Origin of the sequence: Pseudochrobactrum lubricantis (assembly GCF_041929865.1) — a bacterium.
GTDB lineage: Bacteria > Pseudomonadota > Alphaproteobacteria > Rhizobiales > Rhizobiaceae > Pseudochrobactrum > Pseudochrobactrum saccharolyticum.
This window is the reverse complement of record NZ_JBHEEE010000001.1, coordinates 761,601-785,493: the sequence shown is the minus strand read 5'-3', so window position 1 is coordinate 785,493 and position 23,893 is coordinate 761,601. Positions and strand designations below refer to the sequence as shown.

At 52.3% G+C, this 23,893-nt stretch carries 22 protein-coding genes; 10 read left to right on the top strand and 12 right to left on the bottom strand.

The window, feature by feature from the left end; genetic code table 11:
- The first annotated feature begins 517 nt into the window (after positions 1 to 517).
- Positions 518 to 1,468, top strand: a complete 951-nt coding sequence (locus JNC80_RS03370; RefSeq protein ID WP_022709194.1) for a cell wall hydrolase — start codon at positions 518 to 520, stop codon at positions 1,466 to 1,468.
- A gap of 70 nt (positions 1,469 to 1,538) precedes the next feature.
- On the opposite strand, the gene JNC80_RS03365 is transcribed toward JNC80_RS03370, so the two are convergent.
- The gene (locus JNC80_RS03365) at positions 1,539 to 1,826 is read right to left on the bottom strand and encodes a hypothetical protein (RefSeq protein ID WP_022709241.1); all 288 of its coding nucleotides are present in this window, start codon (positions 1,824 to 1,826) and stop codon (positions 1,539 to 1,541) included.
- 152 nt (positions 1,827 to 1,978) lie between these two features.
- Here JNC80_RS03365 and JNC80_RS03360 point away from each other — a divergent pair, with 152 nt between their 5' ends.
- Positions 1,979 to 3,244, top strand: coding sequence for an aminopeptidase (locus tag JNC80_RS03360; RefSeq protein WP_376709506.1), 1,266 nt, complete (start codon positions 1,979 to 1,981; stop codon positions 3,242 to 3,244).
- A 162-nt stretch (positions 3,245 to 3,406) separates the two neighbouring features.
- Positions 3,407 to 4,624 carry a serine hydrolase domain-containing protein gene (locus JNC80_RS03355; protein ID WP_376709505.1) on the top strand — a complete coding sequence of 406 codons (1,218 nt, stop codon included), beginning with the start codon at positions 3,407 to 3,409 and terminating at the stop codon, positions 4,622 to 4,624.
- A 63-nt stretch (positions 4,625 to 4,687) separates the two neighbouring features.
- On the opposite strand, the gene dps is transcribed toward JNC80_RS03355, so the two are convergent.
- The gene (gene dps / locus JNC80_RS03350) at positions 4,688 to 5,185 is read right to left on the bottom strand and encodes a DNA starvation/stationary phase protection protein Dps (protein ID WP_116088682.1); all 498 of its coding nucleotides are present in this window, start codon (positions 5,183 to 5,185) and stop codon (positions 4,688 to 4,690) included.
- A gap of 271 nt (positions 5,186 to 5,456) precedes the next feature.
- Here dps and tsaB point away from each other — a divergent pair, with 271 nt between their 5' ends.
- The 3 genes from tsaB to olsA are packed head-to-tail and all read left to right on the top strand — an operon-like array spanning position 5,457 to position 7,464.
- Entirely contained in the window at positions 5,457 to 6,155 is a 699-nt protein-coding gene (gene tsaB, locus JNC80_RS03345) for a tRNA (adenosine(37)-N6)-threonylcarbamoyltransferase complex dimerization subunit type 1 TsaB (protein WP_376709504.1), read from the top strand.
- Positions 6,152 to 6,652: a ribosomal protein S18-alanine N-acetyltransferase gene (gene rimI / locus JNC80_RS03340; RefSeq protein WP_116088684.1), complete on the top strand. Its 501-nt coding sequence runs from the start codon at positions 6,152 to 6,154 to the stop codon at positions 6,650 to 6,652. The genes tsaB and rimI overlap by 4 nt, the downstream gene beginning before the upstream one ends.
- Positions 6,649 to 7,464: a lyso-ornithine lipid O-acyltransferase gene (gene olsA, locus JNC80_RS03335; protein ID WP_075653970.1), complete on the top strand. Its 816-nt coding sequence runs from the start codon at positions 6,649 to 6,651 to the stop codon at positions 7,462 to 7,464. Before rimI ends, olsA begins: the two co-directional genes overlap by 4 nt.
- 90 nt (positions 7,465 to 7,554) lie before the next feature.
- Here the strand turns inward: olsA and irrA are convergent, their stop codons facing one another.
- Positions 7,555 to 7,992: an iron response transcriptional regulator IrrA gene (gene irrA / locus JNC80_RS03330; RefSeq protein WP_022711350.1), complete on the bottom strand. Its 438-nt coding sequence runs from the start codon at positions 7,990 to 7,992 to the stop codon at positions 7,555 to 7,557.
- Between the two features lie 268 nt (positions 7,993 to 8,260).
- Between irrA and fabA the strand changes: the two genes are divergently transcribed.
- The 3 genes from fabA (at position 8,261) to fabI (ending at position 11,012) form a co-directional block, all read left to right on the top strand.
- The gene (gene fabA / locus JNC80_RS03325; RefSeq protein WP_075653972.1) at positions 8,261 to 8,776 is read left to right on the top strand and encodes a 3-hydroxyacyl-[acyl-carrier-protein] dehydratase FabA; all 516 of its coding nucleotides are present in this window, start codon (positions 8,261 to 8,263) and stop codon (positions 8,774 to 8,776) included.
- 181 nt (positions 8,777 to 8,957) lie between these two features.
- Positions 8,958 to 10,181 (top strand): beta-ketoacyl-ACP synthase I, encoded by a 1,224-nt coding sequence (gene fabB, locus JNC80_RS03320; protein ID WP_075653973.1) that lies wholly within the window; start codon positions 8,958 to 8,960, stop codon positions 10,179 to 10,181.
- Positions 10,182 to 10,193: 12 nt separating this feature from the next.
- Positions 10,194 to 11,012 carry an enoyl-ACP reductase FabI gene (fabI, locus tag JNC80_RS03315; protein ID WP_075653974.1) on the top strand — a complete coding sequence of 273 codons (819 nt, stop codon included), beginning with the start codon at positions 10,194 to 10,196 and terminating at the stop codon, positions 11,010 to 11,012.
- 153 nt (positions 11,013 to 11,165) lie between these two features.
- Here the strand turns inward: fabI and JNC80_RS03310 are convergent, their stop codons facing one another.
- Entirely contained in the window at positions 11,166 to 12,188 is a 1,023-nt protein-coding gene (locus JNC80_RS03310) for a class I SAM-dependent methyltransferase (RefSeq protein WP_376709503.1), read from the bottom strand.
- A 132-nt stretch (positions 12,189 to 12,320) separates the two neighbouring features.
- Between JNC80_RS03310 and JNC80_RS03305 the strand changes: the two genes are divergently transcribed.
- Entirely contained in the window at positions 12,321 to 12,554 is a 234-nt protein-coding gene (locus JNC80_RS03305; protein WP_376709502.1) for a hypothetical protein, read from the top strand.
- Positions 12,555 to 12,649: 95 nt separating this feature from the next.
- Here the strand turns inward: JNC80_RS03305 and pnp are convergent, their stop codons facing one another.
- From pnp to rimP, 8 genes are all read right to left on the bottom strand, one after another.
- A complete protein-coding gene (gene pnp / locus JNC80_RS03300) occupies positions 12,650 to 14,791 on the bottom strand; it encodes a polyribonucleotide nucleotidyltransferase (RefSeq protein WP_022711345.1) in 2,142 nt (713 codons plus the stop codon).
- A gap of 364 nt (positions 14,792 to 15,155) precedes the next feature.
- Positions 15,156 to 15,425: a 30S ribosomal protein S15 gene (gene rpsO, locus JNC80_RS03295; RefSeq protein WP_022711344.1), complete on the bottom strand. Its 270-nt coding sequence runs from the start codon at positions 15,423 to 15,425 to the stop codon at positions 15,156 to 15,158.
- A gap of 323 nt (positions 15,426 to 15,748) precedes the next feature.
- Positions 15,749 to 16,723 (bottom strand): tRNA pseudouridine(55) synthase TruB, encoded by a 975-nt coding sequence (truB, locus tag JNC80_RS03290; protein ID WP_376709501.1) that lies wholly within the window; start codon positions 16,721 to 16,723, stop codon positions 15,749 to 15,751.
- Positions 16,723 to 17,166 (bottom strand): 30S ribosome-binding factor RbfA, encoded by a 444-nt coding sequence (gene rbfA, locus JNC80_RS03285; RefSeq protein WP_075653979.1) that lies wholly within the window; start codon positions 17,164 to 17,166, stop codon positions 16,723 to 16,725. Before rbfA ends, truB begins: the two co-directional genes overlap by 1 nt.
- A 227-nt stretch (positions 17,167 to 17,393) precedes the next feature.
- Complete coding sequence (gene infB, locus JNC80_RS03280; protein ID WP_376709499.1) at positions 17,394 to 20,417, bottom strand: translation initiation factor IF-2; 3,024 nt, start codon at positions 20,415 to 20,417, stop codon at positions 17,394 to 17,396.
- Positions 20,414 to 21,067, bottom strand: a complete 654-nt coding sequence (locus JNC80_RS03275) for an RNA-binding protein (protein ID WP_084664797.1) — start codon at positions 21,065 to 21,067, stop codon at positions 20,414 to 20,416. Before JNC80_RS03275 ends, infB begins: the two co-directional genes overlap by 4 nt.
- 305 nt (positions 21,068 to 21,372) lie before the next feature.
- The gene (gene nusA / locus JNC80_RS03270) at positions 21,373 to 22,986 is read right to left on the bottom strand and encodes a transcription termination factor NusA (RefSeq protein ID WP_075653983.1); all 1,614 of its coding nucleotides are present in this window, start codon (positions 22,984 to 22,986) and stop codon (positions 21,373 to 21,375) included.
- 107 nt (positions 22,987 to 23,093) lie between these two features.
- Complete coding sequence (rimP, locus tag JNC80_RS03265; RefSeq protein ID WP_376709498.1) at positions 23,094 to 23,771, bottom strand: ribosome maturation factor RimP; 678 nt, start codon at positions 23,769 to 23,771, stop codon at positions 23,094 to 23,096.
- Positions 23,772 to 23,893: the final 122 nt, after the last annotated feature.

Below are 23,893 nucleotides of genomic sequence, written 5' to 3'. Positions count from 1 at the left end.
GAACCGGTGTGAAGAAAATTCACGCCGGTTTTTATATTTCTGATTCTGTGAAAAGCCGTGTCTGCAAAGGCTATAGCGTCATAAAAGCAAATTGCTTTCACAAAATATCAGCCATTTGTAACGCGCTGTAATGAATTATGACTAACGCAACGGGGCGGTCAATTGCATGATGCGCCCGTGTCTGAGGCGCTATCAGGTTGTGAAATAAGGCAATATCGCACCGGAATTGCTGCAAAGCCATGATCCGGCAAACTGCTTCATTTCACAAGATTAGTGAAGTCTTTACGTAATCTTGCGTATTTTAGTAATCACTCAAAAGAATGCGTTAACAAAGCGTTAACTAATGAGGCGCATTTTCTTGGGGTAAATTTTAACCGGTTGTCGTTAACCGGAACACGAATATAAATCGGGCCTTGCGCCTTTATTTAGCCCTAATAGCCCCCGAATTTCCCGGGGCTCGCGCACAGGATCTCTGTGTGACCCGGGTGTACGGGAAATTATTGATAAGGATGAACCGTTGAAACGCTCTTATTTAGCGAAAACACTGTTTATCGGTGCTCTGGTTGCCACGCCGTTTATCCTTGCTGGCTGCACCACGACTTCGACCGGTTCCAAATCTGCCAAGGCTGCACAGCCTGCCAAGGAATCCGGTGTAACTGTCCGTAATGGCAAAAAGACCTACACATACACTTCCAGAGACCGCGAGTGCCTTGAGCGCGCAATGTTCTTTGAATCTGCCCGCTCCAGCCGTGATGGCCTTGTTGCAGTCGGCACGGTGGTGATGAACCGTCTGGTCTCGGAAAAATATCCGGAAACCATTTGCGGCGTTGTCGGGCAGAAGAACCAGTTTGCACCGGGCGTTATGACCCGTGCCATGAATTCCAAAGCCTTGCCGGATGTGAAAGAAGCCGCAGATTCGGTGCTGAAAGGCGAACGCCATCCGAAACTGAAGAATGCAATGTTCTTCCATACGGCCGGTCTGAAATTCCCGTATAGAAATATGCATTATGTGCTGGTTGCCGGTGGCAATTCTTTCTACGAAAAGCGCCGCAGAGACGGTACGCTGGAATCGCCGCTGCCTGAAACCCCGTATAATCTGGCGGCTGCCTATGAGCCAAGAAACCAGTCCATGCCGGATAGCATTTATGATGTAACGGATACGGCTAAGGCCGGTAAAGGCGACCGCCTGCCTGTCGTTGCTCCGGTGATGGTGGCATCTGCCGGACAGGCTGCGCAGGATGTGCAGGCTGCACAACCGGTTGCAGCGGAAGCACCGGTGCAGCTTGCCTATCATGCGCCGGCTGTAAACACACCGGTTCCGGCGCAGCTTCCGTTTGAAACCAAACCGGTTGCAGCTTCTGCAACGCAGAATGCTTTTGCAGCGGGTGCGGAAGATATGAACAAGCAGAAAGTTGATGCAATCGGTGCATTGTTGCTGACGCAGGATCGTCCTGAACCGGCAAGCTGATCCCCATCTTGTTTATCGACTGAAATGAAAAAGCCCGCTCGAAGCGGGCTTTTGTTTATGGAGATGAAGATCAGCGCGGCACCACCACCGGCTGGTAAATAACCATCGGTGTGGAGAATTGCGGCCGTTCATTCTGCCATGCGCGGATATCGGCGCGGCGGTCGAGATGGATTTGCAGCAGGCAATTGGCCATGGCTTCAGACTTGGGTTTAAAACCATAGCTCAGACAGGTTTTCTCATCCTCAGCACGCTGCTGTTCCGGTGTAAGTGTCGTGCAGCCTGCCAGCGCTATCGCAAACAGTCCTGCAACAAGACTCAGCTTCTGAAATGATCGCGCATTATTGGAGTTTCGGTTCATGGATTTGTTCCGATAAATATGACTTCATATGGCATATTAACGCTGTTCCGCATCGGTGGCTACAGCGACAATATAAAATCCTGCCAAAGCTCTAGCTTACAGGCTCTTGCAGGAGTATCTGTGATGATCAATGAAAATAAGCGGAGTATGTGATGACAGATTTCAGCCAAAACAATCACGCGGATGCAATTATCGATCCGGTTAAACTGGATAAGCTGGCCGAGGTCGCGGTTAAAGTCGGACTACAATTGCGTAAAGGGCAGGATCTGGTCATTACCGCGCCGGTTATCGCATTGCCGCTGGTGCGCCGTATTGCGGAACATGCCTATAAAGCCGGTGCAGGGTTGGTAACGCCGTTTTTCTCCGATGAAGATATGGCGCTGTCGCGTTTCCAATATGCGCCGGATGAGAGCTTCGACCACGCGAGTGACTGGCTCTATCAGGGCATGGCCAAAGCCTATGCAGGCGGTGCAGCGCGCCTTGCAATCACCGGCGATAATCCGATGCTGCTTTCCGCACAGGATGCAGGAAAAGTTGCCCGCGCCAATAAAGCGCTGTCGATGGCCTATCAGCCTGCGCTGGAAAAAATTGCCGGTTTCGACATTAACTGGAATATCGTCTCCTATCCGAACCCGTCATGGGCAAAGCTGGTGTTTCCGGATGATGCGCCGGATGTGGCGACGCATAAACTGGCCGAAGCAATTTTCGCCGCATCGCGCGTGAATAATGCGGATCCTGTAGCCGCATGGGCAGATCATAATGCGCAATTGCGCAAACGTACTAAAATCCTCAATGAGCGTAATTTCCGCGCGCTACATTTCACCGGACCGGATACAGATCTGACCGTTGGTCTGGCTGATGGCCATGAATGGCATGGCGGCTCATCGACCGCTAAAAACGGCATTACCTGCAATCCGAATATTCCGACAGAAGAAGTCTTCACAACGCCGCATGCTCTGCGCGTGGAAGGGACTGTTTCCAGCACCAAACCGCTGTCACATCAGGGTACGATCATTGATGATATCCGTGTGCGTTTTGAAGGCGGCCGGATTGTTGAGGCCAAAGCCAGCAAGGGCGAATCCGTGCTGAACAAGGTACTGGATACGGATGAAGGTGCGCGTCGTCTGGGTGAAGTGGCACTGGTGCCGCATTCCTCACCGATTTCGCAGAGCGGCTTGCTGTTCTATAACACGCTGTTTGATGAAAATGCTGCCAGCCATATTGCGCTTGGTCAGTGCTATTCCAAATGTTTCATCAATGGTGCTGATCTCACGCCGGAACAGATTGCGGCACAGGGCGGCAATAAGAGCTTTATCCATATCGACTGGATGATCGGTTCCAATCAGATCGATGTGGATGGCATTGCACAGGATGGTACATCTGTGCCTGTGATGCGCAAAGGCGAATGGGTTGCCTGATAGTATCTGAATTCCCGATACTTTCATAACAATAGCCGCCGCTTTTTTTAACAAGCGGCGGCTATTTTTATTTTTAAAAGCATTTCGGGAATTGCAGCTTGCCGGAGCGATAATCCGGTTTATCGTAAGCGGGCTGATAATTGTGTCGGGAGGGGCTGTATCATGAAAAGACCGCTGCGCATGAGCTTATATAGTCTGGCTCTGTTGCTGATTATCGCGGCAGGTGTGGGCTTTGTTTTTCGTAAGCAAATCCATGAATATTATGCGGTCTATCAATATGCCAATACATTCAAACCCGATGTGATTGATGAAAATTTCCGCTCACTTTATAAAATTTACCCGTCTATCCGTGTAGAACATAGCGGCGAAGTCAGCCCCTTGCCGCAGAATGAAAAACCTTTGCCTGAAACCTATCTTTATCAGGGAGAGACAAAACGGATCGCGGACTGGCTGGAACGCACGCAGACGACCGGTTTCATCGTGCTGAAAGACGGTGCTGTTGCCTATGAGCGCTATGAGCGGGGCAATACGGTTGCAACGCAGGCAATCGCCATGTCGATGTCGAAATCCATGATTTCGTTTCTGATTGGCAATGCTGTGCGGGATGGTCTGATCGATATAAATCAGACTGTGGATCATTATGCACCGCAGCTGGCGGAGGGCGGCTATAAAGGGGTGACCGTCAAAAACGCACTGCAAATGTCATCAGGAATCGGCTTTAACGAGGATTATGGCGATCTCTCATCCGATATTGTTCGTTACATTATTCAGATTTTGACCGGCTCGGTGAAGGACTTCACTGCTCATCTGCAGAAAGTGCGGGAGCAGGGCACGGTCAATATTTATGTTTCCGCCGATACGCAGGTGCTGTCTATGGTGCTGGAAGGCGCAACCGGCAAACCGATGACTGATTATTTCAGGGAAAATTTATGGTCGCGTCTGGGCGCAGAAGCTGATGCCTATTGGCTGGCTGATGCAAAGGGCGATGCAGTCTCGGCAGGCGGGTTGAATGCAGTGTTGCGTGATTATGCGCGTTTCGGCCTGCTTTATATGAATGGAGGGCGTAATTTCAGAGGTGAGCAACTGGTGCCGGCTGAATGGGTACATGCTTCCGTTACACCGGATGCACCGCATCTGATGCCGGGCAGGGATGATCCTGTACAGGGCAAGCCGCTGGGCTATGGCTATCAGTGGTGGATACCGGGGAAACCGCAGGGGGATTTTGTCGCTGTCGGTATTTACGGGCAGTTTATCTACGTCAATCCCGAGCGCAAAGTGGTGATTGCCAAAACTTCCACCTATGCGGATTATAATAAGGATGGTCAGAAAATGAAAGATGAAAGCATTATTGTTTTTCAGGCCATTGCTGACGCTCTTTAAATCGTCACCAATTTAAAACACCGCCTGTCCCGGGACAGGCGGTGTTTCGGAAATCTGTTCTGATTATTCCTGAATATGCGCTTCAAGGAACCACAGGGATTTGTCGAGGCTGCGGGATGCAGCGGTGAAAATATCCGCACTGTCATCGTCGCCTGCCTCAGCGGCATCTTTGATGGACTGGCGCACCAGATTGGCCACAGCGCCGTAATGATCGATCAGCGCATGAAGATGGTCTTTGATGGCGTAAATATCTTCCGGATATGGCTTGAGAATGCTCGCCTCAGTCACGGTCTGACTTGTGCCAAGCGCAGTGCCGCCGAGCTGAACGGCACGTTCTGCAATTGCATCCGAATGTTCATCCAGATCGGTGCGGAATGTATCCAGCATCTCATGCACGGCAATGAACTGAATGCCTTTGAGGTTCCAGTGTGCCTGCTTGGTTATCAGCGCAAGATCAAGGATCGCAGCCAGATTTTTGTTCAGCAGGGCAATAACCGTGGTTTTGGCATTGGTCGGCAGATTGTTTTTTGTCGGATGATTTTTCAGTTTGGATGCAGACATAGTGATTTCCTTTATGAAGGGACAAATTTTCGTTTGCCTGAGGGGCTGCCGGGAGGTGGCAGCACAAGAAACCGGAAGCAGCAGATACTGCTATAAACCTAACGTATCAAAGATAGGATTGTTCCCAGTGATTTAAAGAGTTTAAGCAGATTTTTGTGCATCATTCTGTATAGATATCGGTGTTGCCCTATTGAGCTGACAAGGCAGAATTCTTACGCAACCTGACTGCCTGTACTTGCCGATAACCGAATTCTGTTTTAGGTCGTAAGCCATGACTATACTTGCTCTCGACACCGCAGGCAGTTTATGTGCTGCCGCCCTTTATGACCCGCAGACGCAGCAGCTTCTTGCTGAGGTCAGCCATGATATCGGCAAAGGCCATGCGGAATTGCTGCTGGACTATGTTGCGCAGTGTTTTGAGGCTGCAAAAATCTCCCGCAATGAGGTTAGTCGTATCGCGGTTAATATCGGCCCCGGTTCATTCACAGGCGTGCGTGTCGGTGTTTCTGCGGCACGTGGCTTCGGGCTGGCATTATCCTGTCCGGTGATTGGTGTGAGCGGTTTTGAAGCGCTGTGCCATGAAATACAGGTCGGGGCACCGGCGCAACCTGTCCTGATTGCCCTGTCTGCTTATCGCGGTGATATTTATGCGCAGGGTTTTGATGCCGATGGTATCGCCTCCACAACGCCGCTTGCAGGCAGTGCGGCAGAGTTGCTGCCGGTTTTGCAGCAGCTTGGCGATGATTATGCACTGGCGGGTAGTGGTGCAGAGCAATTGCAGGCAGCAGAGGGCAGCGAACGCCGGATCATCACTGCATCCGCCTATGCATCCATCGGTACTTTTTCGCGTCTTGCGGCACAGCGTGATGCAGGCACGCCCCCTGAGCCGCTTTATATGCGCGGGCCGGATGTGAAGCCCCAGACCGGATTTGCACTGCCCCGCCGCCAGTCGGATCAGGAGCGCGGATGATCGGTCTTCCTTTTTCGCGTCAGAGTTTTGCCTATGAATCGCTGATGCAGGCACATTGCGCTGAGCTTGCGGATCTCCATGCACCGGCTTTCCACCATGCATGGAGCGAGGAAGATTTTGCTGGCATGCTCTCGCAAGGCAATATTTTCGGTTTTATCGCCCGTCCTGTGGGTAAACCAAAACAGGCTGCCGGTTTTGTGCTGGCGCGTCTGGTCGCCGGTGAGGCGGAAATTCTGACCATTGCAGTGTCATCAGCTTTTCAGCGTCGTGGCATCGGACGGGATTTGATGGAAGCTGTTTTGCGCCATTTGCATCATGAGCGGGCGGAAAGTCTGTTCCTTGAGGTGGATGAGAGCAATGTGGCAGCGCAGGCGCTTTACCGGCGCCTCGGATTTATTCAGGTCGGGCAGCGGCCCGCTTATTATGAAACCGGTCACGGACGCAGCAATGCGCTGGTTTTGCGCCGGCAATTTCCGGAAGCGATGAGCGTATCATGATCGGTGCCATACGCATTGCGGTCATACTCGGCTTGTTTGTCAGTCTGGTTATTTCGCTGGTGCCGTTTCAATATCTGTTTGTCAAAGCGCGTCTGGGCTGGCAGCAATCGCTGCCGCGTTTTTTCCATCGGATTGCTGCATGGTTGCTGGGCTTTCGCGTGAAGGTAAAGGGCGAGATCGTGCAGGATCGCCCGTTACTGCTGGTCGCCAATCATGTGTCATGGAGCGATATTGTCGTTTTATCCTCCGTAGCCAATGTCTGTTTCATCGCCAAATCCGAAGTGCGCAAATGGCCGGTTTTCGGTACTTTTGCGGTTTTGCAGCGTACTGTCTTTGTTGAACGTGAGAAAAAAGGCCGGACAGCGCAGCAGGCCTCGGATATTGCCCTGCGTCTGGCTGGCGGTGATGCGATGGTTCTGTTTCCGGAAGGGACAACGTCGGATGGTAACCGCGTGCTGCCGTTTAAAACGTCATTATTCGGCGCAGCCCATGCGGCCATCCGTGAGGCAGGCGAGGAGCAGGTGATCGTACAGCCGGTTTCCATCGCCTATACGGGTGTTCACGGAATGCCGATGGGGCGCTTTCACCGTCCGATTGCCTCATGGCCGGGCGATGTGCAGCTGATGCCGCATCTCAAAGGTATTCTCAAAGAAGGCGCGATTGATGTTGAGATCCGCTTTGGTGAACCGATGCGCGTGTCTGCGGATACCAGTCGCAAGGAACTGGCACGCATCATGGAAGAGCGCGTGACCACAATGCTGCAAAGTTCACTGATGGGGCGCGAAATCACCCCGTCAGCGGAAGATCAGTAAATTTCCGGATTTATTTTAAGCAGGCGTGTCAGTCTTTACGATGTAAGCGCACAATAACGTCAACCCGTGCGGTGCCGATATATGGTGGTATCAATCTTTACGACGTAACCGCACAATAACGTCAACATTGACGATTTCCATGCCTTCCGGAGCTTTCGGCAGATTGCTGACGACAGGCTGGCCGGTTTCACCATCAGGAATATCGAAGACAATATTTTCGCCTTCGACAAAAAAGTGATGGTGGTCGGAAATATTGGTGTCGAAATAGGTTTTCGATCCTTCGACCGAAATAATCCGCAGCATACCGGCTTCAGTAAACTGGTGCAGCGTATTATATACGGTGGCAAGAGAAACCGGCACGGAAGCAAAAACAGCTTCTTCATGCAGTTCTTCTGCGGAAAGATGGCGATCACCATGGGCGTAAATCAGGCTGGCAAGCGCAACCCGCTGACGCGTCGGTCTGAGACCGGCGATCCGAAGGCGCTCCTCAATCGAAGCGTTGCTGGCATGGGAGGAATGAATATTCATCACTGACCTGTCAGAAGCTTGAAACAAATTGGTTCAAAATTAATGCTTGAGGGCTGTTGCCCATCCTGTCACAAGATTGATATATGCGCTGAACGAATGACTGGCAATAGCTATTCCTGTATATCTTGACAGGCAAATAGTTTCTTGCAGGTGTTTTACAGCAGGAAACACTCTGTGTTAGGGGTGTGCAAAGATTTTGTCTGAGCCCGACGAATATGTTCGTTTCGGGCTGTCCAGACAACAGACAGATAAATGATTGGAGTCGGTAATGGCAGAGCAGAAGTCAAGTTACGGATATGAGGAGCTTCTCAGCTGCGCTCGCGGTGAAATGTTTGGTCCGGGCAATGCCCAGCTGCCTCTGCCGCCGATGCTGATGGTACACCGTATCACCGAAATCTCCGAAACCGGTGGTGAATTCGACAAAGGCTATATCCGCGCTGAATATGATGTGAGCCCGGATGACTGGTATTTCCCTTGCCATTTTCAGGGCAATCCGATCATGCCTGGCTGTCTCGGCCTCGACGGTATGTGGCAGCTGACCGGCTTTTTCCTCGGCTGGCTCGGTGAACCGGGTCGCGGTATGGCGCTGTCCACCGGCGAAGTAAAATTCAAAGGCATGGTGCGTCCGCATACCAAACTTCTGCAATATGGTATCGACTTCAAACGCGTAATGCGCGGTCGTCTGGTTCTGGGTACAGCTGACGGCTGGCTCAAGGCAGACGGTGAAACAATTTACAAGGCAACTGACCTGCGCGTAGGCCTGTCGAAAGACAGTGAGTCGTAAGTCGTAAAGACCGCGACGGGCATAGCCTCAAAAAGAGTATTATCCACGGGCGCGACCACATTTAATTGAAAGCTTTTATGTGGCCGCTCTCAAAATATGTAAAAGTCGCACTTATGTAACCGCGTAGCGGCATCCGCAAAAACAGGATGTCATTCAGGGAACAGGTGCAAAGGAGAACGCAATGCGGCGTGTTGTCGTTACCGGAATGGGGATTGTATCCTCGATTGGCAATAATACCGAAGAGGTGCTGACCTCTTTGTTTGAGGCCAGATCGGGTATCCGGCGGGCTGAAGATCAGGCGGAACTCGGTTTTCGCTGTCAGGTCTCGGGCGCACCGCAGATTGATGTTGAAGCGCTGGTTGACCGCCGCGCAATGCGTTTTCACGGTCGCGGTACCGCATGGAACCATGTGGCCATGGATCAGGCGATTGCCGATGCAGGCCTGACCGAAGAACAGGTTTCCAACGATCGCACCGGTATCATCATGGGCTCCGGCGGCCCTTCCACCCGCACAATCGTGGATTCCGCTGATATTACCCGCGACAAAGGCCCGAAACGCGTTGGTCCTTTCGCAGTGCCGAAAGCCATGAGCTCCACCGCATCGGCCACGATGGCGACTTTCTTCAAGATCAAGGGCATCAATTATTCGATCTCCTCGGCTTGCGCGACCTCGAACCATTGTATCGGCAATGCGGTTGAGATGATCCAGTATGGCAAACAGGACCGTATGTTTGCCGGTGGCTGTGAAGACCTCGACTGGACCCTCTCGGTGTTGTTTGACGCCATGGGCGCGATGTCTTCGAAATATAATGATACGCCGGAACGTGCATCCCGCGCCTATGACAAAAACCGCGACGGTTTTGTAATTGCCGGTGGCGCCGGTGTATTGGTGCTGGAAGATCTGGAAACTGCGCTGGCGCGCGGTGCCAAGATTTACGGTGAAGTTGTCGGCTACGGCGCGACATCAGACGGTTATGACATGGTTGCCCCGTCGGGCGAAGGCGCAGAGCGCTGCATGCGCATGGCGCTGTCAACCGTGAACGGCAAGATTGACTATATCAATCCGCATGCCACATCGACCCCTGCGGGCGATGCACCGGAAATTGAAGCAATCCGTAAAGTCTTTGGTTCAGGCGATGCCTGCCCGCCGATTGCGGCAACCAAATCGCTGACCGGTCACTCACTGGGTGCAACCGGCGTTCAGGAAGCGATCTATTCGCTTTTGATGATGCATAATAATTTCATCTGCGAAAGCGCGCATATTGATGAGCTGGATCCGGATTTCGCGGATATGCCGATTGTGCGCAAGCGCATCGATAATGCAGAAATTAACACGGTACTGTCCAACTCCTTCGGTTTTGGTGGAACGAACGCAACGCTGGTGTTCCAGCGCTATCAGGGCTGACGGAGAGAGAGTATGCAGGATTTAATGAAGGGCAAACGCGGGCTGATTATGGGTGTTGCAAACAACCATTCTCTTGCTTGGGGTATTGCCAAACATCTTGCCGATCAGGGCGCTGAGCTGGCTTTCACCTATCAAGGTGATGCTCTTGGCAAGCGCGTGAAGCCGCTGGCGGAGCAGGTCGGATCGGATTTCGTACTGCCTTGCGATGTGGAAGATATTGCAACCGTTGATGCGGTCTTTGACGAGATCGAGAAAAAATGGGGCAAGCTCGACTTTATCGTTCACGCCATTGGCTTTTCTGACAAGACAGAGCTCAAAGGCCGTTATGCGGATGTCACCACCCGTGAAAATTTCAGCCGTACAATGGTGATCTCTGCTTATTCTTTCACGGAAGTTGCTCAGCGTGCTGAGAAGCTGATGAAAGACGGCGGTTCGATCCTCACACTGACCTATGGCGGCTCAACCCGCACCATTCCGAACTATAATGTGATGGGTGTTGCCAAGGCTGCTCTTGAAGCCATGGTGCGTTATCTGGCTGCCGATTATGGCCCGCAGAATATCCGCGTTAACGCAATTTCGGCTGGCCCTGTGCGTACACTGGCCGGTGCCGGTATCGGTGATGCACGTGCGATCTTCTCGTATCAGCGCCGCAATTCGCCGCTGCGCCGTACCGTTGATATTGATGATGTGGGTAAATCCGCAGTCTATCTGCTGTCGGATCTGTCGAGCGGTGTAACCGGTGAAGTTCACTTTGTGGATTCAGGTTACAACATCGTCTCCATGCCGACGCTTGAAGAGCTGAAAAGCTCGGATGCAACCGGCACTGAATAAGCCTGTTACATATGATATGAAAAAAGCCGCGCATTGCGCGGCTTTTTTGTGATTTATTTTAACGCAGTTTCGGACGGATCGAAGCGGGACAAGAAAATAGTCCAGTGAACTATTTTCCCCGCGAAGGCGGTTCCCACTTTTCCTGAAACTGCTTTATTTTCGTGCTTCGATGACTTTGAAACCGTCTTTATCAGTGAGCGGCATCACTTGCCGGAAATGCTGTTTCAAGACAGCCTCATAAGGGAGCTGGCGATTTGCCACCATCAGGAAACGTCCGCCGGATTTAAGACGTTTGGCAGCAGCCGTAATAAAGCTTTGGCCGAGCGAAATATCAGTGTTGCGACCGGTATGAAACGGCGGATTGCTGATAACCGTGTCATAAATCTCTGTCATCGGCTCGGAAGCGACGTCATGCCAGTAATAGTGCAGCGGTACTGAAATGTTGAGTTCAGCCAGATTGCTTTTGGCAATTTCCAGTGCCTCAAAATCCGCTTCATAAAGATCAATACGGCTGATCTTGGCCGGATTGTCGAGACAGGCGGCGCTGAGATAACCCCAGCCAGCCCCCAAATCCGCTACATGACCGAAGGCGATGTTTTTGAGATGCGGTACCAGCAGAGCGGAACCTTTGTCGGCTTCGCCATGGGAGAACATGCCTGCTTTCGTCCAGAAACGCCCGTCTACGCGTTTTTGCTCCGGAATGAGGCTTTGTGAGATCCCGGCATCAATCGCCTCAGGGCGCGCCAGCCAATAGGCTACAGCATGGTTTTTGGACATGCGGTCGATGGAAGCTGAAATCTGGTCGCTGCGCTTGCGGAAACTGTCAATGCCAAGCTTTTTGTCACCGGCGATAATAATCAACCCGCCGGCTTTGACTTGGGTCAGCAGTGCCGCCAGCCATTCCTCATTGCGGCCGCGATGTTTGCCGAGCAAAATCATACCGCCGTCATAGGTCTGATTTTCGCTGATCTGCGGCGTGACATGAAATCCGGCTTTATTGAGCGCCAGCCATTCCGGCCTCAATGGCTGAATACAATGCATTGCCTGTTTCCACTCTGTGCTGAGTGTCGTGTCGGCACTGATGCCGAAGCAGAGATATTTTTCTCCCGCCTGCGGCAGATCAAGTGTTTCATTCTCAAAGGGCAGAAAGAGGGTGTTTTGGGCGCCGGTAATCATAAAATTTCTTTGGTCTTTTCTACCTGAGAAGGATGACAGTAGGTGGTTTCTGGCAGATATTATATTGAACTTATTATCGGTTAAAGTTTCAAACTATCTGTAATGCTGTGTTGCTCGCGGGGGAGTAGTACTATGGCGCGCAAATGTTGTCAGCCGCAATGTTTTGCAACATGTCTGCTGCAACATCAGGCGCGCTTGTTGCAACTGAATGAGATGATTTCACAGGCCCATAAAAGCAAACAGAGTTTCTTTGCCTATTTGCTGACTATGGCTGTCAGTGAGGCACAGGCAATTGTCGATTGTGCCCATCAGGAGGCTTGGCTGCAAAAGGGCATAAAAGCTGAGACACAGGCTGATCCGGTTTAAACAACGCACTCCTGAACTGAGACTGTAGTTACTCCATGCTTAAATGAAAAGCCCCGCATATTTCTATGCGGGGCTTTTTGAAACTCGAAATCAGCTTATTCAGCTGCGGTTTCTTCTTTCTTCTCGGCAACGATTTCCTTGCCGGTTTCCTGATCAACGACTTTCATCGACAGGCGCACTTTACCGCGCTCATCAAAGCCCATCAGTTTAACCCAGACCTTCTGGCCTTCCTTAACCACATCAGTGGTCTTGGCAACGCGGTCTGCAGCCAGCTGCGAGATATGTACCAGACCATCGCGCGGGCCGAAGAAGTTTACGAATGCGCCGAAGTCAGCCGTTTTAACAACTGTACCTTCGTAGATTTCGCCGATTTCCGGTTCAGCAACAATGGAGTGGATCCATTTCTTCGCTGCTTCGATTTCCTTGGCGGAAGAAGAAGCAATTTTGACTGTGCCGTCATCTTCGATGTTGATTTTGGCACCGGTCTTTTCAACGATTTCGCGGATAACTTTACCGCCGGAACCGATAACATCACGGATCTTGTCGGTCGGAATGTTCATCACTTCGATGCGTGGTGCAAATTCACCGAGTTCAGCGCGCGCGCCGGACAGTGCTTTCGCCATTTCACCGAGAATGTGAACACGGCCGCCTTTAGCCTGTTCCAGAGCGGTTTTCATGATCTCTTCGGTAATACCGTCGATCTTGATGTCCATCTGCAGAGCAGTGATACCGTTTTCAGTACCGGCTACCTTGAAGTCCATATCGCCGAGGTGATCTTCGTCACCAAGGATATCGGAAAGAACTGCAAAACGGTCACCTTCTTTGATCAGACCCATAGCAATACCGGCTACAGGACGGGTCAGAGGTACACCGGCATCCATCAGCGCCAGCGAGGTGCCGCATACGGTTGCCATGGAGGACGAACCGTTGGATTCAGTGATTTCAGAAACTGCACGCAGAGTGTACGGGAATTGTTCTTTGGCAGGCAGCATCGGATGAATTGCGCGCCATGCCAGTTTGCCGTGACCGATTTCACGACGGCCTGGTGAGCCCATACGACCGGTTTCACCAACGGAATATGGCGGGAAGTTGTAGTGCAGCAGGAAGGATTCTTTCTGCAGGCCAGCCAGAGTGTCGATGAACTGTTCATCTTCACCGGTACCCAGTGTTGCAACAACGATTGCCTGTGTTTCACCGCGGGTAAACAGAGCCGAACCGTGTGTGCGTGGCAGAACGCCAACTTCGGATACGATCTGACGAACGGTTACCAGATCGCGGCCGTCGATGCGGCTGCCGGTATCCAGAATGTTCCAGCGAACGATTTTAGCCTGCAGCGATTTGAAAACAGTACCGATCTGCTCAGCAGTATATTCGGTTGTTTCCGCATCTTCCGGCAGGAAGTGCGCTTTAACTTTAGCTTTGGCAGCATCAACAGCGGTATAACGAGCCTGCTTGTCGATGATTTTGTAAGCTGCGCGCAGATCATCTTCAATGATTGCCAGCATTGCGGCTTCAGGAGCCGACAGGTCTTCCGGCTGGAAGTCACGTGGTTCTTTTGCAGCAACTTCAGCAAGGCTGATGATTGCATCGATCACAGGCTGGAAGCCTTTCTGACCGAAAACAACAGCGCCGAGCATGACTTCTTCAGAAAGTTCCTGCGCTTCGGATTCAACCATCAGAACAGCATCGCTGGTACCGGCAACAACCAGATCCAGTTTGGATTCAGCCATTTCGTCGAGATGCGGGTTCAGAACATATTCGCCGTTGATGTAGCCAACGCGCGAACCACCGATCGGACCCATGAAAGGCACGCCGGAAAGGGTGAGCGCTGCGGAAGCGGCAACCATCGACAATACGTCCGGATTGTTTTCCAGATCGTGCTGAATAACGGTGATAACAACCTGTGTGTCGTTCTTATAGCCGTCAGCAAACAGCGGGCGGATCGGACGGTCGATCAGGCGGGAAACCAGAGTTTCGTTTTCGCTCGGACGGCCTTCACGCTTGAAATAGCCGCCAGGAATACGACCGGCTGCATAGGCTTTTTCCTGATAGTTTACAGTCAGAGGGAAAAAGTCCTGACCCGGCTTTGGCTCCTTGGCCGAAACGACGGTGGCCAGCACCATTGTTTCACCGTAAGTGGCGATAACCGCGCCGTCTGCCTGACGGGCGACTTTGCCGGTTTCGAGAATGAGCGGACGGCCGCCCCATTCGATTTCAACTTTATGAGTGTTGAACATATCTTGTCCTTGGTTTGGAATATTTATGTTCTGCGCTGATGTCAGCGCATGTAATATTCCGGTTTGGAACAGGGAGCGGGCAAGACAACAAGAAGCTCGGATAAGGACGAGCTGCCTGCAATCCTGCCTGCGGAACCTGTTCAATACAGTTCCATATCGGGCTTTTACGACAGTATTGTTAAAGCCCTGCTGCATTTTTCCCGTTTTGGCGCTTACACGCACGGAGAATGCATTATTGTATAATACAGAGCGTTTTCAGGCTGTTGAGCCGTAAATACCCTGTTGCCGGAGAGATTTAATGAAAAGTCCTGCTCCGGTAAAAATTCCGGCGAAAACCGTTACGGGTTTTCGCCGGATGATGCGCTTAGCGGCGCAGGCCGAGACGGCCGATCAGGTTCTGATAGCGCGCTTCGTCAACACCTTTGAGGTAGTCGAGCAGGTTGCGGCGCTGAGAAACCATTTTCAGAAGACCACGACGGGAATGGTTGTCATTCTTGTGGCCTTTGAAGTGACCGGTCAGGTTGGAAATGCGTTCCGAAAGAACGGCTACCTGTACTTCAGGAGAACCGGTATCGCCTTCTTTGGTTGCATATTCTTTGATAAGAGCCTGTTTGCGTTCAGCAGTAATCGACATCGGAATGTCCTTTTTGTTTAAGAGGAGAAATGTCGCCCGTGGCCAAGATGTCGTCCAGCCGGGGCCGTTTACTTCAGTTCTGTACAGTCAGCATTGACGAATGCCTTATACGGAACCTGAGGATCATATAATCGAAACTGTGGCTTATTTCCAGACACATTTCAAAAAAGCCTGCAATGCAGGCTTTTTAATAAAATGCGCTAAGCTGTAATCGCTAGAGCGGTTTACGTTTATGTTGAATCGCAGTGCTCGCTCTAGATTCTTTAGTTTGTCGCATTATCCCGACGTCAAGTTGATCCAACTTGACTGTGAAATGCTCTAGTTTAATAAGTGAAAACGCGTTTCGGCTTGAACATACCTTGTTCAATGTAACCGATAGCCAGCAAACGGTTTTTGTGATTGGCGCAAACCTCATCGGATTCCAGCGGTGCATCGCGACCGCGTAAGATGACCGGATTGCCCATACGCACACGGTGAGCCTGATCGTCGGACAAGGCAACCTGTACCAGATCTTCCAGCGCTGCACCGGTATCAATGATAAAATCATCAAGGGCTGAGAAATCACGCGGTGCAACAGGCGCAGGTTCCGCATCTTCATCATCAGATTTCGGCGGCAGTGGCGGCCATGCGGCTTCAAGCTCTGCAAGCGTTACAAAATCATCTTCGTTGAAAGGCGCAACTTCCAGACGACGCAGCTCCGCAATATGACCGAGGCAGCCGAGATCGCGTCCCATATCGCGGGCGAGCGAGCGCACATAGGTGCCCTTACCGCATTCAACTTCAAACACGGCCTGTCCGGCTTCGTTGATCTCCACCAGCTCAAGTTGAAAAATTTCAACTTCACGGGAAGGAATAGCAACTGTTTCACCACCGCGTGCCAGATCATAGGCACGTTCACCGTCAATTTTAATGGCGGAGAATTGCGGCGGGATCTGCTGAATAGTACCGATATAATTTGGCAGAAGCGCCAGAATATCTTCTTCAGTCGGGCGCTTGTCAGAGGTTTTGGTGACCGGGCCTTCCAGATCATCCGTGGAGCGTTCTTCGCCCCAGGTCACGGTGAAGGAATAGATTTTCGTGCCGTCCATCACGTAAGGTACGGTTTTGGTGGCTTCGCCCAGAGCAATCGGCAACATGCCGGAGGCAAGCGGATCAAGCGTACCGGCATGACCGGCCTTTTCAGCACTGAAAAGCCATTTGATTTTGGAAACGGCCTCGGTTGAGCCCATGCCTTTCGGCTTGTCAAAAATCACCCATCCGGAAACCGGACGGCCTTTTTTCTTACCTCTGCGTGCCATCAGCCGTTATTCTCGTTATCTTTATGTGTTTCTGTGTCGGATTCATCGCTGTCATCCTGCTGCAGATCACGCGCAACTTCCGGCGAACGCAGCAGGGCATCGATCTTGGCAAAATTGTCGAAACTGGTATCCGGACGGAAACGGAATTCCGGCATATATTTCATCTGGCGCAGTTGCGGCGCAACGCGGCCACGCAGAAATTTCGCATTATTTGCCAGTGCTTTAATGACTGTCTGCACATCTGTATTGCCGACGATGCTGATAAAGCAGGTCGCAATTTTCAAGTCAGGCGACATACGCACTTCGGTGATGGAAACAACGGTATTATTCAGAACATCGTCACGGATTTCGCCGCGTGACAGCACCTGAGCCACGGCATGACGAACCTGCTCGCCGACGCGCAACTGACGCTGTGATGGTCCTGTGGAAGAAAAACGGGACATGGGGACTCCAAAATCTGAGCCAAATATCGGTCGGCAACTGTACAAATTGCATGATTGCGGAAAAGCCTGCGAGGCTTTCATCCTATGCACAACCAGACTGATACAGCCTGACAATTATGACAATGCGGCCAATTAAAAATTCAGAGCGGCACTATGTCTGAAGATGAGTGTAAACCGCCCGAGAAATGAAGCAGCGGCAGTTCTGATAACTGCCGCTGCTTTGCTGATTACAGCGTACGCGTGATCATCTCAACGCGGAACGCTTCGATGATGTCGCCTGCGCGTACATCTTCGTAGTTTTCAAATGCCATACCGCATTCCTGACCCATCGGCACTTCGGCAACTTCGTCCTTGAAGCGCTTGAGTGTCTTGAGCTTGCCTTCGTGGATAACCACGTTGTCGCGGATAAGGCGTACACCGGCGCCACGCTCGACTTTACCGTCAACAACACGGCAACCGGCAACTTTACCGACTTTGGTGATGTTGAAGACTTCGAGAATTTCAGCATTACCGATGAAGGTTTCACGACGTTCTGGCGGCAGAAGACCGGACATCGCTGCTTTCACATCATCAATCAGATCATAGATGATGTTGTAGTAGCGGATTTCGATACCCTGCTGTTCAGCTGCATCACGGGCCTGTTTATTGGCGCGGACGTTGAAGCCGATGATGGCAGCATTTGATGCTTCAGCCAGCGAGATATCGCTCTCTGTGATACCACCGGCACCCGAATGAACGATACGTGCGCGGACTTCATCAGTGCCGAGCTTGTCGAGAGAAGCAATAATCGCTTCAACCGAACCCTGCACGTCACCCTTGATAACCAGCGGGAACTCTTTGAGGCCGCTCGACTGCAGATTAGACATCATCTGCTCAAGGGAACCGCGCGAGCCTGCCTGACGGGCAACGGCCTTATCGCGGGCAAGACGCTGACGGTATTCAGAAATTTCGCGTGCCTTGGCTTCGTTGGCAACAACCGCAAAGCGGTCACCAGCCTGCGGAGTGCCGGACAGACCGAGAATTTCCACCGGCATTGCAGGGGATGCTTCTTTCACATGGTCGCCATGATCATTGACGAGGGCGCGAACACGACCCCATGCACTGCCGGCGATGATGATCTCGCCCGGATGCAATGTACCTTTCTGAACCAGAACGGTTGCAACCGCACCGCGACCGCGGTCAAGCTGAGCTTCAATAACCACACCTTCAGCTGTACGCTCAGGATCGGCTTTAAGATCAAGAATTTCAGCCTGCAACAGAACGGCTTCAAGCAGCTTGTCGAGGTTGATTTTGTTCTTGGCGGAAACTTCCACATCAAGCACTTCACCGCCCATGGTTTCCACAAACACATCGTGCTGCAGCAGGGCATTGCGTACTTTTTGCGGATCAGCGGTCGGCTTGTCGATCTTATTGATCGCCACGATGATCGGAACACCGGCCGCTTTGGCGTGGTTGATCGATTCAATCGTCTGCGGCATCACGCTGTCATCCGCGGCAACCACCAGAATGGCAATATCCGTTGCCTGCGCACCACGGGCACGCATCTGCGTAAAGGCGGCGTGACCAGGCGTATCGATAAAGGTGATTTTCTGGCCGTTCTGTTCAACCTGATAAGCACCGATATGCTGGGTAATACCACCGGCTTCACCCGAGACCACATTTGCCTGACGAATTGCGTCGAGCAGCGAGGTTTTACCATGGTCAACGTGACCCATAATGGTAACAACCGGCGGACGCGGCAGCATTGCGCTGAGATTGTCTTCCACGTTGAAGATACCTTCTTCAACGTCGGATTCCGCAACGCGCTTAACGGTATGGCCGAATTCTTCCGCGATCAGCTGTGCCAGATCGGAATCGATCACATCGCCCGGCTTCATCATCTGACCCTGTTTCATCAGGTATTTGATGATATCAACGGCACGTTCCGTCATACGCTGTGCCAGTTCCTGAATGGTAATGGTTTCAGGAATAGTCACTTCACGGGAAATCTTTTCACGGACTTCCTGCATCTGCGAACGCTTGAACTTTTCCTGACGGCGACGCATAGCCGAAAGCGAACGCGAACGGCCTTCGTCTTCCAGATTGCTGTTCAGGGTCAGTTTGCCGCGACGGCGATCTTCTTCAGCCTTGGTCGGTTTTGTAGCGCGCACTTCCGGTTTCGCAGGTACGTTACGACGTACGCCTGCACCACCACGACGATCATCATCATCATCATTCTGCGGCTTGCGGTTCAGAACCTGCTGGGTCGGCTTTTTGTCGGCCAGCGGTGCTTCAGCATTAATATCGCGTGGGGCAGGTGCGCCGCCGGTGCGGTTGTAGCCGCCCTGATTTGGACGGTTCTGACCGGCAGGGCCACGGTTCTGGCCGCCAGAGCGATCACCCGAAGGACGATCGCCGCTTGGACGTGCAGCAGCAGGACGTACAGGTGCAGCCGGTTCACGCTTGCGTGCTTCAGCTTCAGCTTTAGCCTTGGCTTCAGCTTCTGCCTTGCGGCGTGCATCTTCTTCAGCCTGACGGCGCTCAGATTCCAGACGCTCGATTTCACGGCGCTTTTCTTCTTCTGCGCGGCGGATAGCTTCTGCTTCTGCGCGTTTGCGATCTTCCGCATCACGGATTACCGCATCCTGAAGGGCGCGGCGACGTGCATCCATTTCCGAAGAGGACAGGGTGTTCAACACCATGCCCGGACGGTCATTGGAACGGTTGCGCTGTTCATTGCGGCCACCCGGACGGGAACCCTGCGGCTTGTTATAGCCACCACCGGCCGGACGATTGCCCGCAGGGGCACCCGGACGGGCTGTAGCAGCCGGTGCTGCCGGACGGGCAGCAGCAGGCGCTGCAGGTTTAGGTGCAACAGGTTTTGCAACTGCGGCTTCAACAGGCTTGGCAGCCTGCGGAGCAACCGGTGCGCTTTCTGTTTTTGCAACAGGCGCAGCAGCTTCTGTAACAGGCGCAGGCTTAGGCGCATCTGCAATCACGGCCGGCTTTTCAGCAACCGGAGCAGGAGCAGCTTGTGCCGGTGTCGGAGCCGGTGCAACTGGCTGAACAGGAGCCGGAGCGGCTGCAGCTTCAGGTTTTTCGTCAGGACGGGTAAACTTACGTTTTTTCGTCTCAACAACAACCGACTTGCTGCGTCCGTGGCTGAAATTTTGCCGTACAGTGCTCTGTTCGACTCCTGGCCGCTTGATGGTCAGCGTCTTTTTTGTGTCGACGCTCAGCGTCTTGTCGTCGTTTGAATTACTGTCGCTCATTCTGATTCCGTTTCCTTCGCAGCAGTGGCTGCCAGATTTTCCAAGTTCGCTGCGCTCTCGCCGCGATATTTATGCAGCTGAAGCGCCCGCGTGACGAACCCGGTTGCTGCCGTTCCTTCAATCACGGCGGCATGTATTACATTTCCGCCGCCAAATGCCAAATCCATTTCATCCCCTGTAAAAAGGGAATAGGCTTTTATATCTGCTCCGGTTGCCATCTTCCTCGCATGACGCGCCTGATCCAGCTTTCGGATGCCGTCGGGAGCCGCTGTTGTCGCATGAAGCACCATTGTAACGCGGCCGGTACGCACAGCAGAATCAACTTTCGCCGATCCTGTCACCACAGCACCGGACTTTCTGGCCAGTGCTAGACTGCCCAGCGCGGATTTTGTCAATAGCCTGTCGACCAGAGAGCCCAAATCCGCCGGCACCGAAACTTGCGTTTTCAGTGCGCGGGGCAGCAGTTTGCGTTTAACCGCTTCATCAACAATATGCCGTTCTGCTTTAATCCAGCATCCGCGTCCGGGTAAATTGCGCTTCAGATCCGGTACAACACTACCGTCGGGTGCAGCCACAAACCGGATGAGATCTACAGCCGGGCCGCTCTCGCGCGTAACAATACAGGTCCTGTCGTTTTTATCCGGTTTCAACCAGAACTCCACTTCGCTCGAAAACAGCGCCGGTGGAGAGGAACTGTTTTCTACTTTAATATGAGTGCAAGGGCAAGAAGCCCTGCAATATGTGTGCGCAAGACAGCCGTAAACCGAGCGGTTCCGGCTGTATGCAGTTTGTCGGAAAACAGGCCTGTATCAAAAAAGCTGACACAGGCATTATTTCCGTTTTTATGACGCAATTTCGGACGGAAAACCGGTTTCCACTTTTCCTGAAATTGCTGTAGATGCCGATGCGCGGACATCAAAATCCGCCCGCGCGAGCGGCAGTTGCAAGATGCTGATTAAGCATCTGCCTGCTCTTCATCATCGCCTGTCGAAGCCAGTTCATTGGCAGCTTCTTCCAGCTGATCTTCTGTAATCCAGCCTGCTTTAAGGCGGGCTGCGAGAACCATCTGCTCTGCGTCTGTGCGGGAAACTTCAAACGGTGTCAGAACACCGGCATGAGTAACAGTTTCGCCGTCTTTACGCTCGCGCCAGCCCACGAGATCATCTACCGCATAACCGGCAAAATCATCCATGGTCTTCACGCCGTCTTCACCGACTGCAACAAGCATTGCACTGGTCAGACCCGGTACATCGCGCAATTCGTCGCTGACGCCCAGTTCAAGACGACGATCATTCAGATCGCTTTCGAGACGATCCAGATATTCTTTCGCACGATCCTGAATTTCGGCAGCAGTATCAGCATCGAAACCATCGATCGAGGCGATTTCGTCGCTTTCGACATAGGCGATTTCTTCAACCGAACCGAAACCTTCGGAAGCCAGAACCTGACCAACCATTTCATCCACATTCAGCGCTTCCATGAACAAAGCAGAGCGTTCTGTGAATTCTTTCTGGCGGCGTTCGGATTCTTCGTTTTCCGTCATAATATCGATGTCCCAGCCGGTCAGCTGCGAGGCAAGGCGCACATTCTGACCGCGGCGGCCGATGGCCAGCGACAGCTGATCATCAGGTACTACAACTTCGATACGTTCTGCATCTTCATCCAGAACAACCTTGGCCACTTCCGCAGGCTGCAAGGCGTTAACGATGAAAGTCGCTGCATCCGGCGACCAAGGAATAATGTCGATCTTTTCGCCCTGCAATTCGCCGACAACGGCCTGAACGCGGGAACCGCGCATACCAACGCAGGCGCCGACAGGATCAATCGAGCTGTCACGGGACACAACGGCCATTTTGGCGCGCGAACCCGGATCACGGGCAACCGATTTGATTTCAATAATGCCGTCGTAGATTTCCGGCACTTCCATGGTGAAGAGTTTCGCCATGAATTGCGGATGGGTACGCGACAGGAATACCTGCGGGCCGCGTTGTTCGCGACGGACATCATAGACATAAGCGCGGATGCGGTCGCCGTAGCGGAATGCTTCACGCGGGATCAGTTCATCGCGGCGGACAATGGCTTCACCGCGGCCGAGATCAACAACCACATTGCCATATTCAACGCGCTTGACAGTACCGTTGATGATTTCACCCAGACGGTCTTTGAATTCGTCATACTGGCGGTCACGCTCAGCTTCGCGCACTTTCTGTACGATTACCTGTTTGGCGGACTGGGCAGCAATACGGCCGAAATCCATTGGCGGCAGCTGGTCGGCAAGGAAATCGCCTACTTGTGCATCCGGATTGCGTTCACGTGCGGATTCCAGAGCGATCTGTGTGGCGTAATCTTCTACAGTTTCAACCACTTCAAGCAGACGCTGCAGCTTGATTTCACCGCTCTTGGAATTGATATCCGCGCGGATATTGGTTTCCAGACCATAACGGGAGCGGGCAGCTTTCTGAATGGCATCGGCCATCGCTGCAATCACGATCTCGCGGTCAATGGATTTTTCGCGCGCAACCGCATCAGCGATCTGAAGAAGCTCTAGCCTGTTTGCACTGACTGCCATTGGTCTCTCCTTGGTGCAGCACCCGTTTTTTGCTTCTGGGTGCGAAAGCTTTTTTGTTTTGTCGCATTATCATGACAAGCAAATGAAGTCATTCGCCCGTGAAATGCTTAGTTGTCTTTATCGCTCTCCGGAGCATCGGCATTGCCGCTGTCCAGATTGAATTCATCACTCAATTCGTCGCCCGGAATACGGCCTTCGCGCAGAGCTTTGTCTTTGCGCAGCGCATCACGGATCAGATCATCGGTCAGGATCAGTCTTGCATCAGCGATCAGCTCAAAAGGAATTGTGGTCTGAGCTTCCGCGCCGTAAGTGGCCTGATCGGTTTCGAGAGTGACAGTCTCAGCTTCAACCTTGATGATGCGGCCGCGGAATTTCTTGCGGTTATCATGCAGCATCGAGGTTTCGAGTTTGGCAATATGACCCTGCCAGTTGGAAAAGTCAGATTTGCGCACCATCGGGCGGTCAATGCCCGGTGAAGAAATTTCAAGGTGATATTTGCCGTCAATCGGATCTTCAACATCGAGAACCGGAGAAACGGTACGGCTGACAATTTCGCAATCTTCAACGGTCATGGTGCCGTCCGGACGCTCAGCCATAATCTGCAGGGTGAGGCCGTTGAGGCCGGAAATACGCACGCGCACAAGACGGAAACCCGCAGCATTAATCGCAGGTTCGATCAGCGATGCCACTTTTGCATCAATACCCGTTTCACGGATAATGCGTGGTTCATCCTGTGTCGCGTCAAGCGCTGTAATGATCTGGTCCTGTTGTGTTTGTTCGTTCACCCTGTATTCCTTAAAATACGTGCAATAGGATTTCCGGCGGCAGTCTGCGCAGTTTTCAGTGTGTACCAAACAAAAAAGAGCGGGACCGGTGGGACCCACTCTTGTTCTACCGACCAAGAATT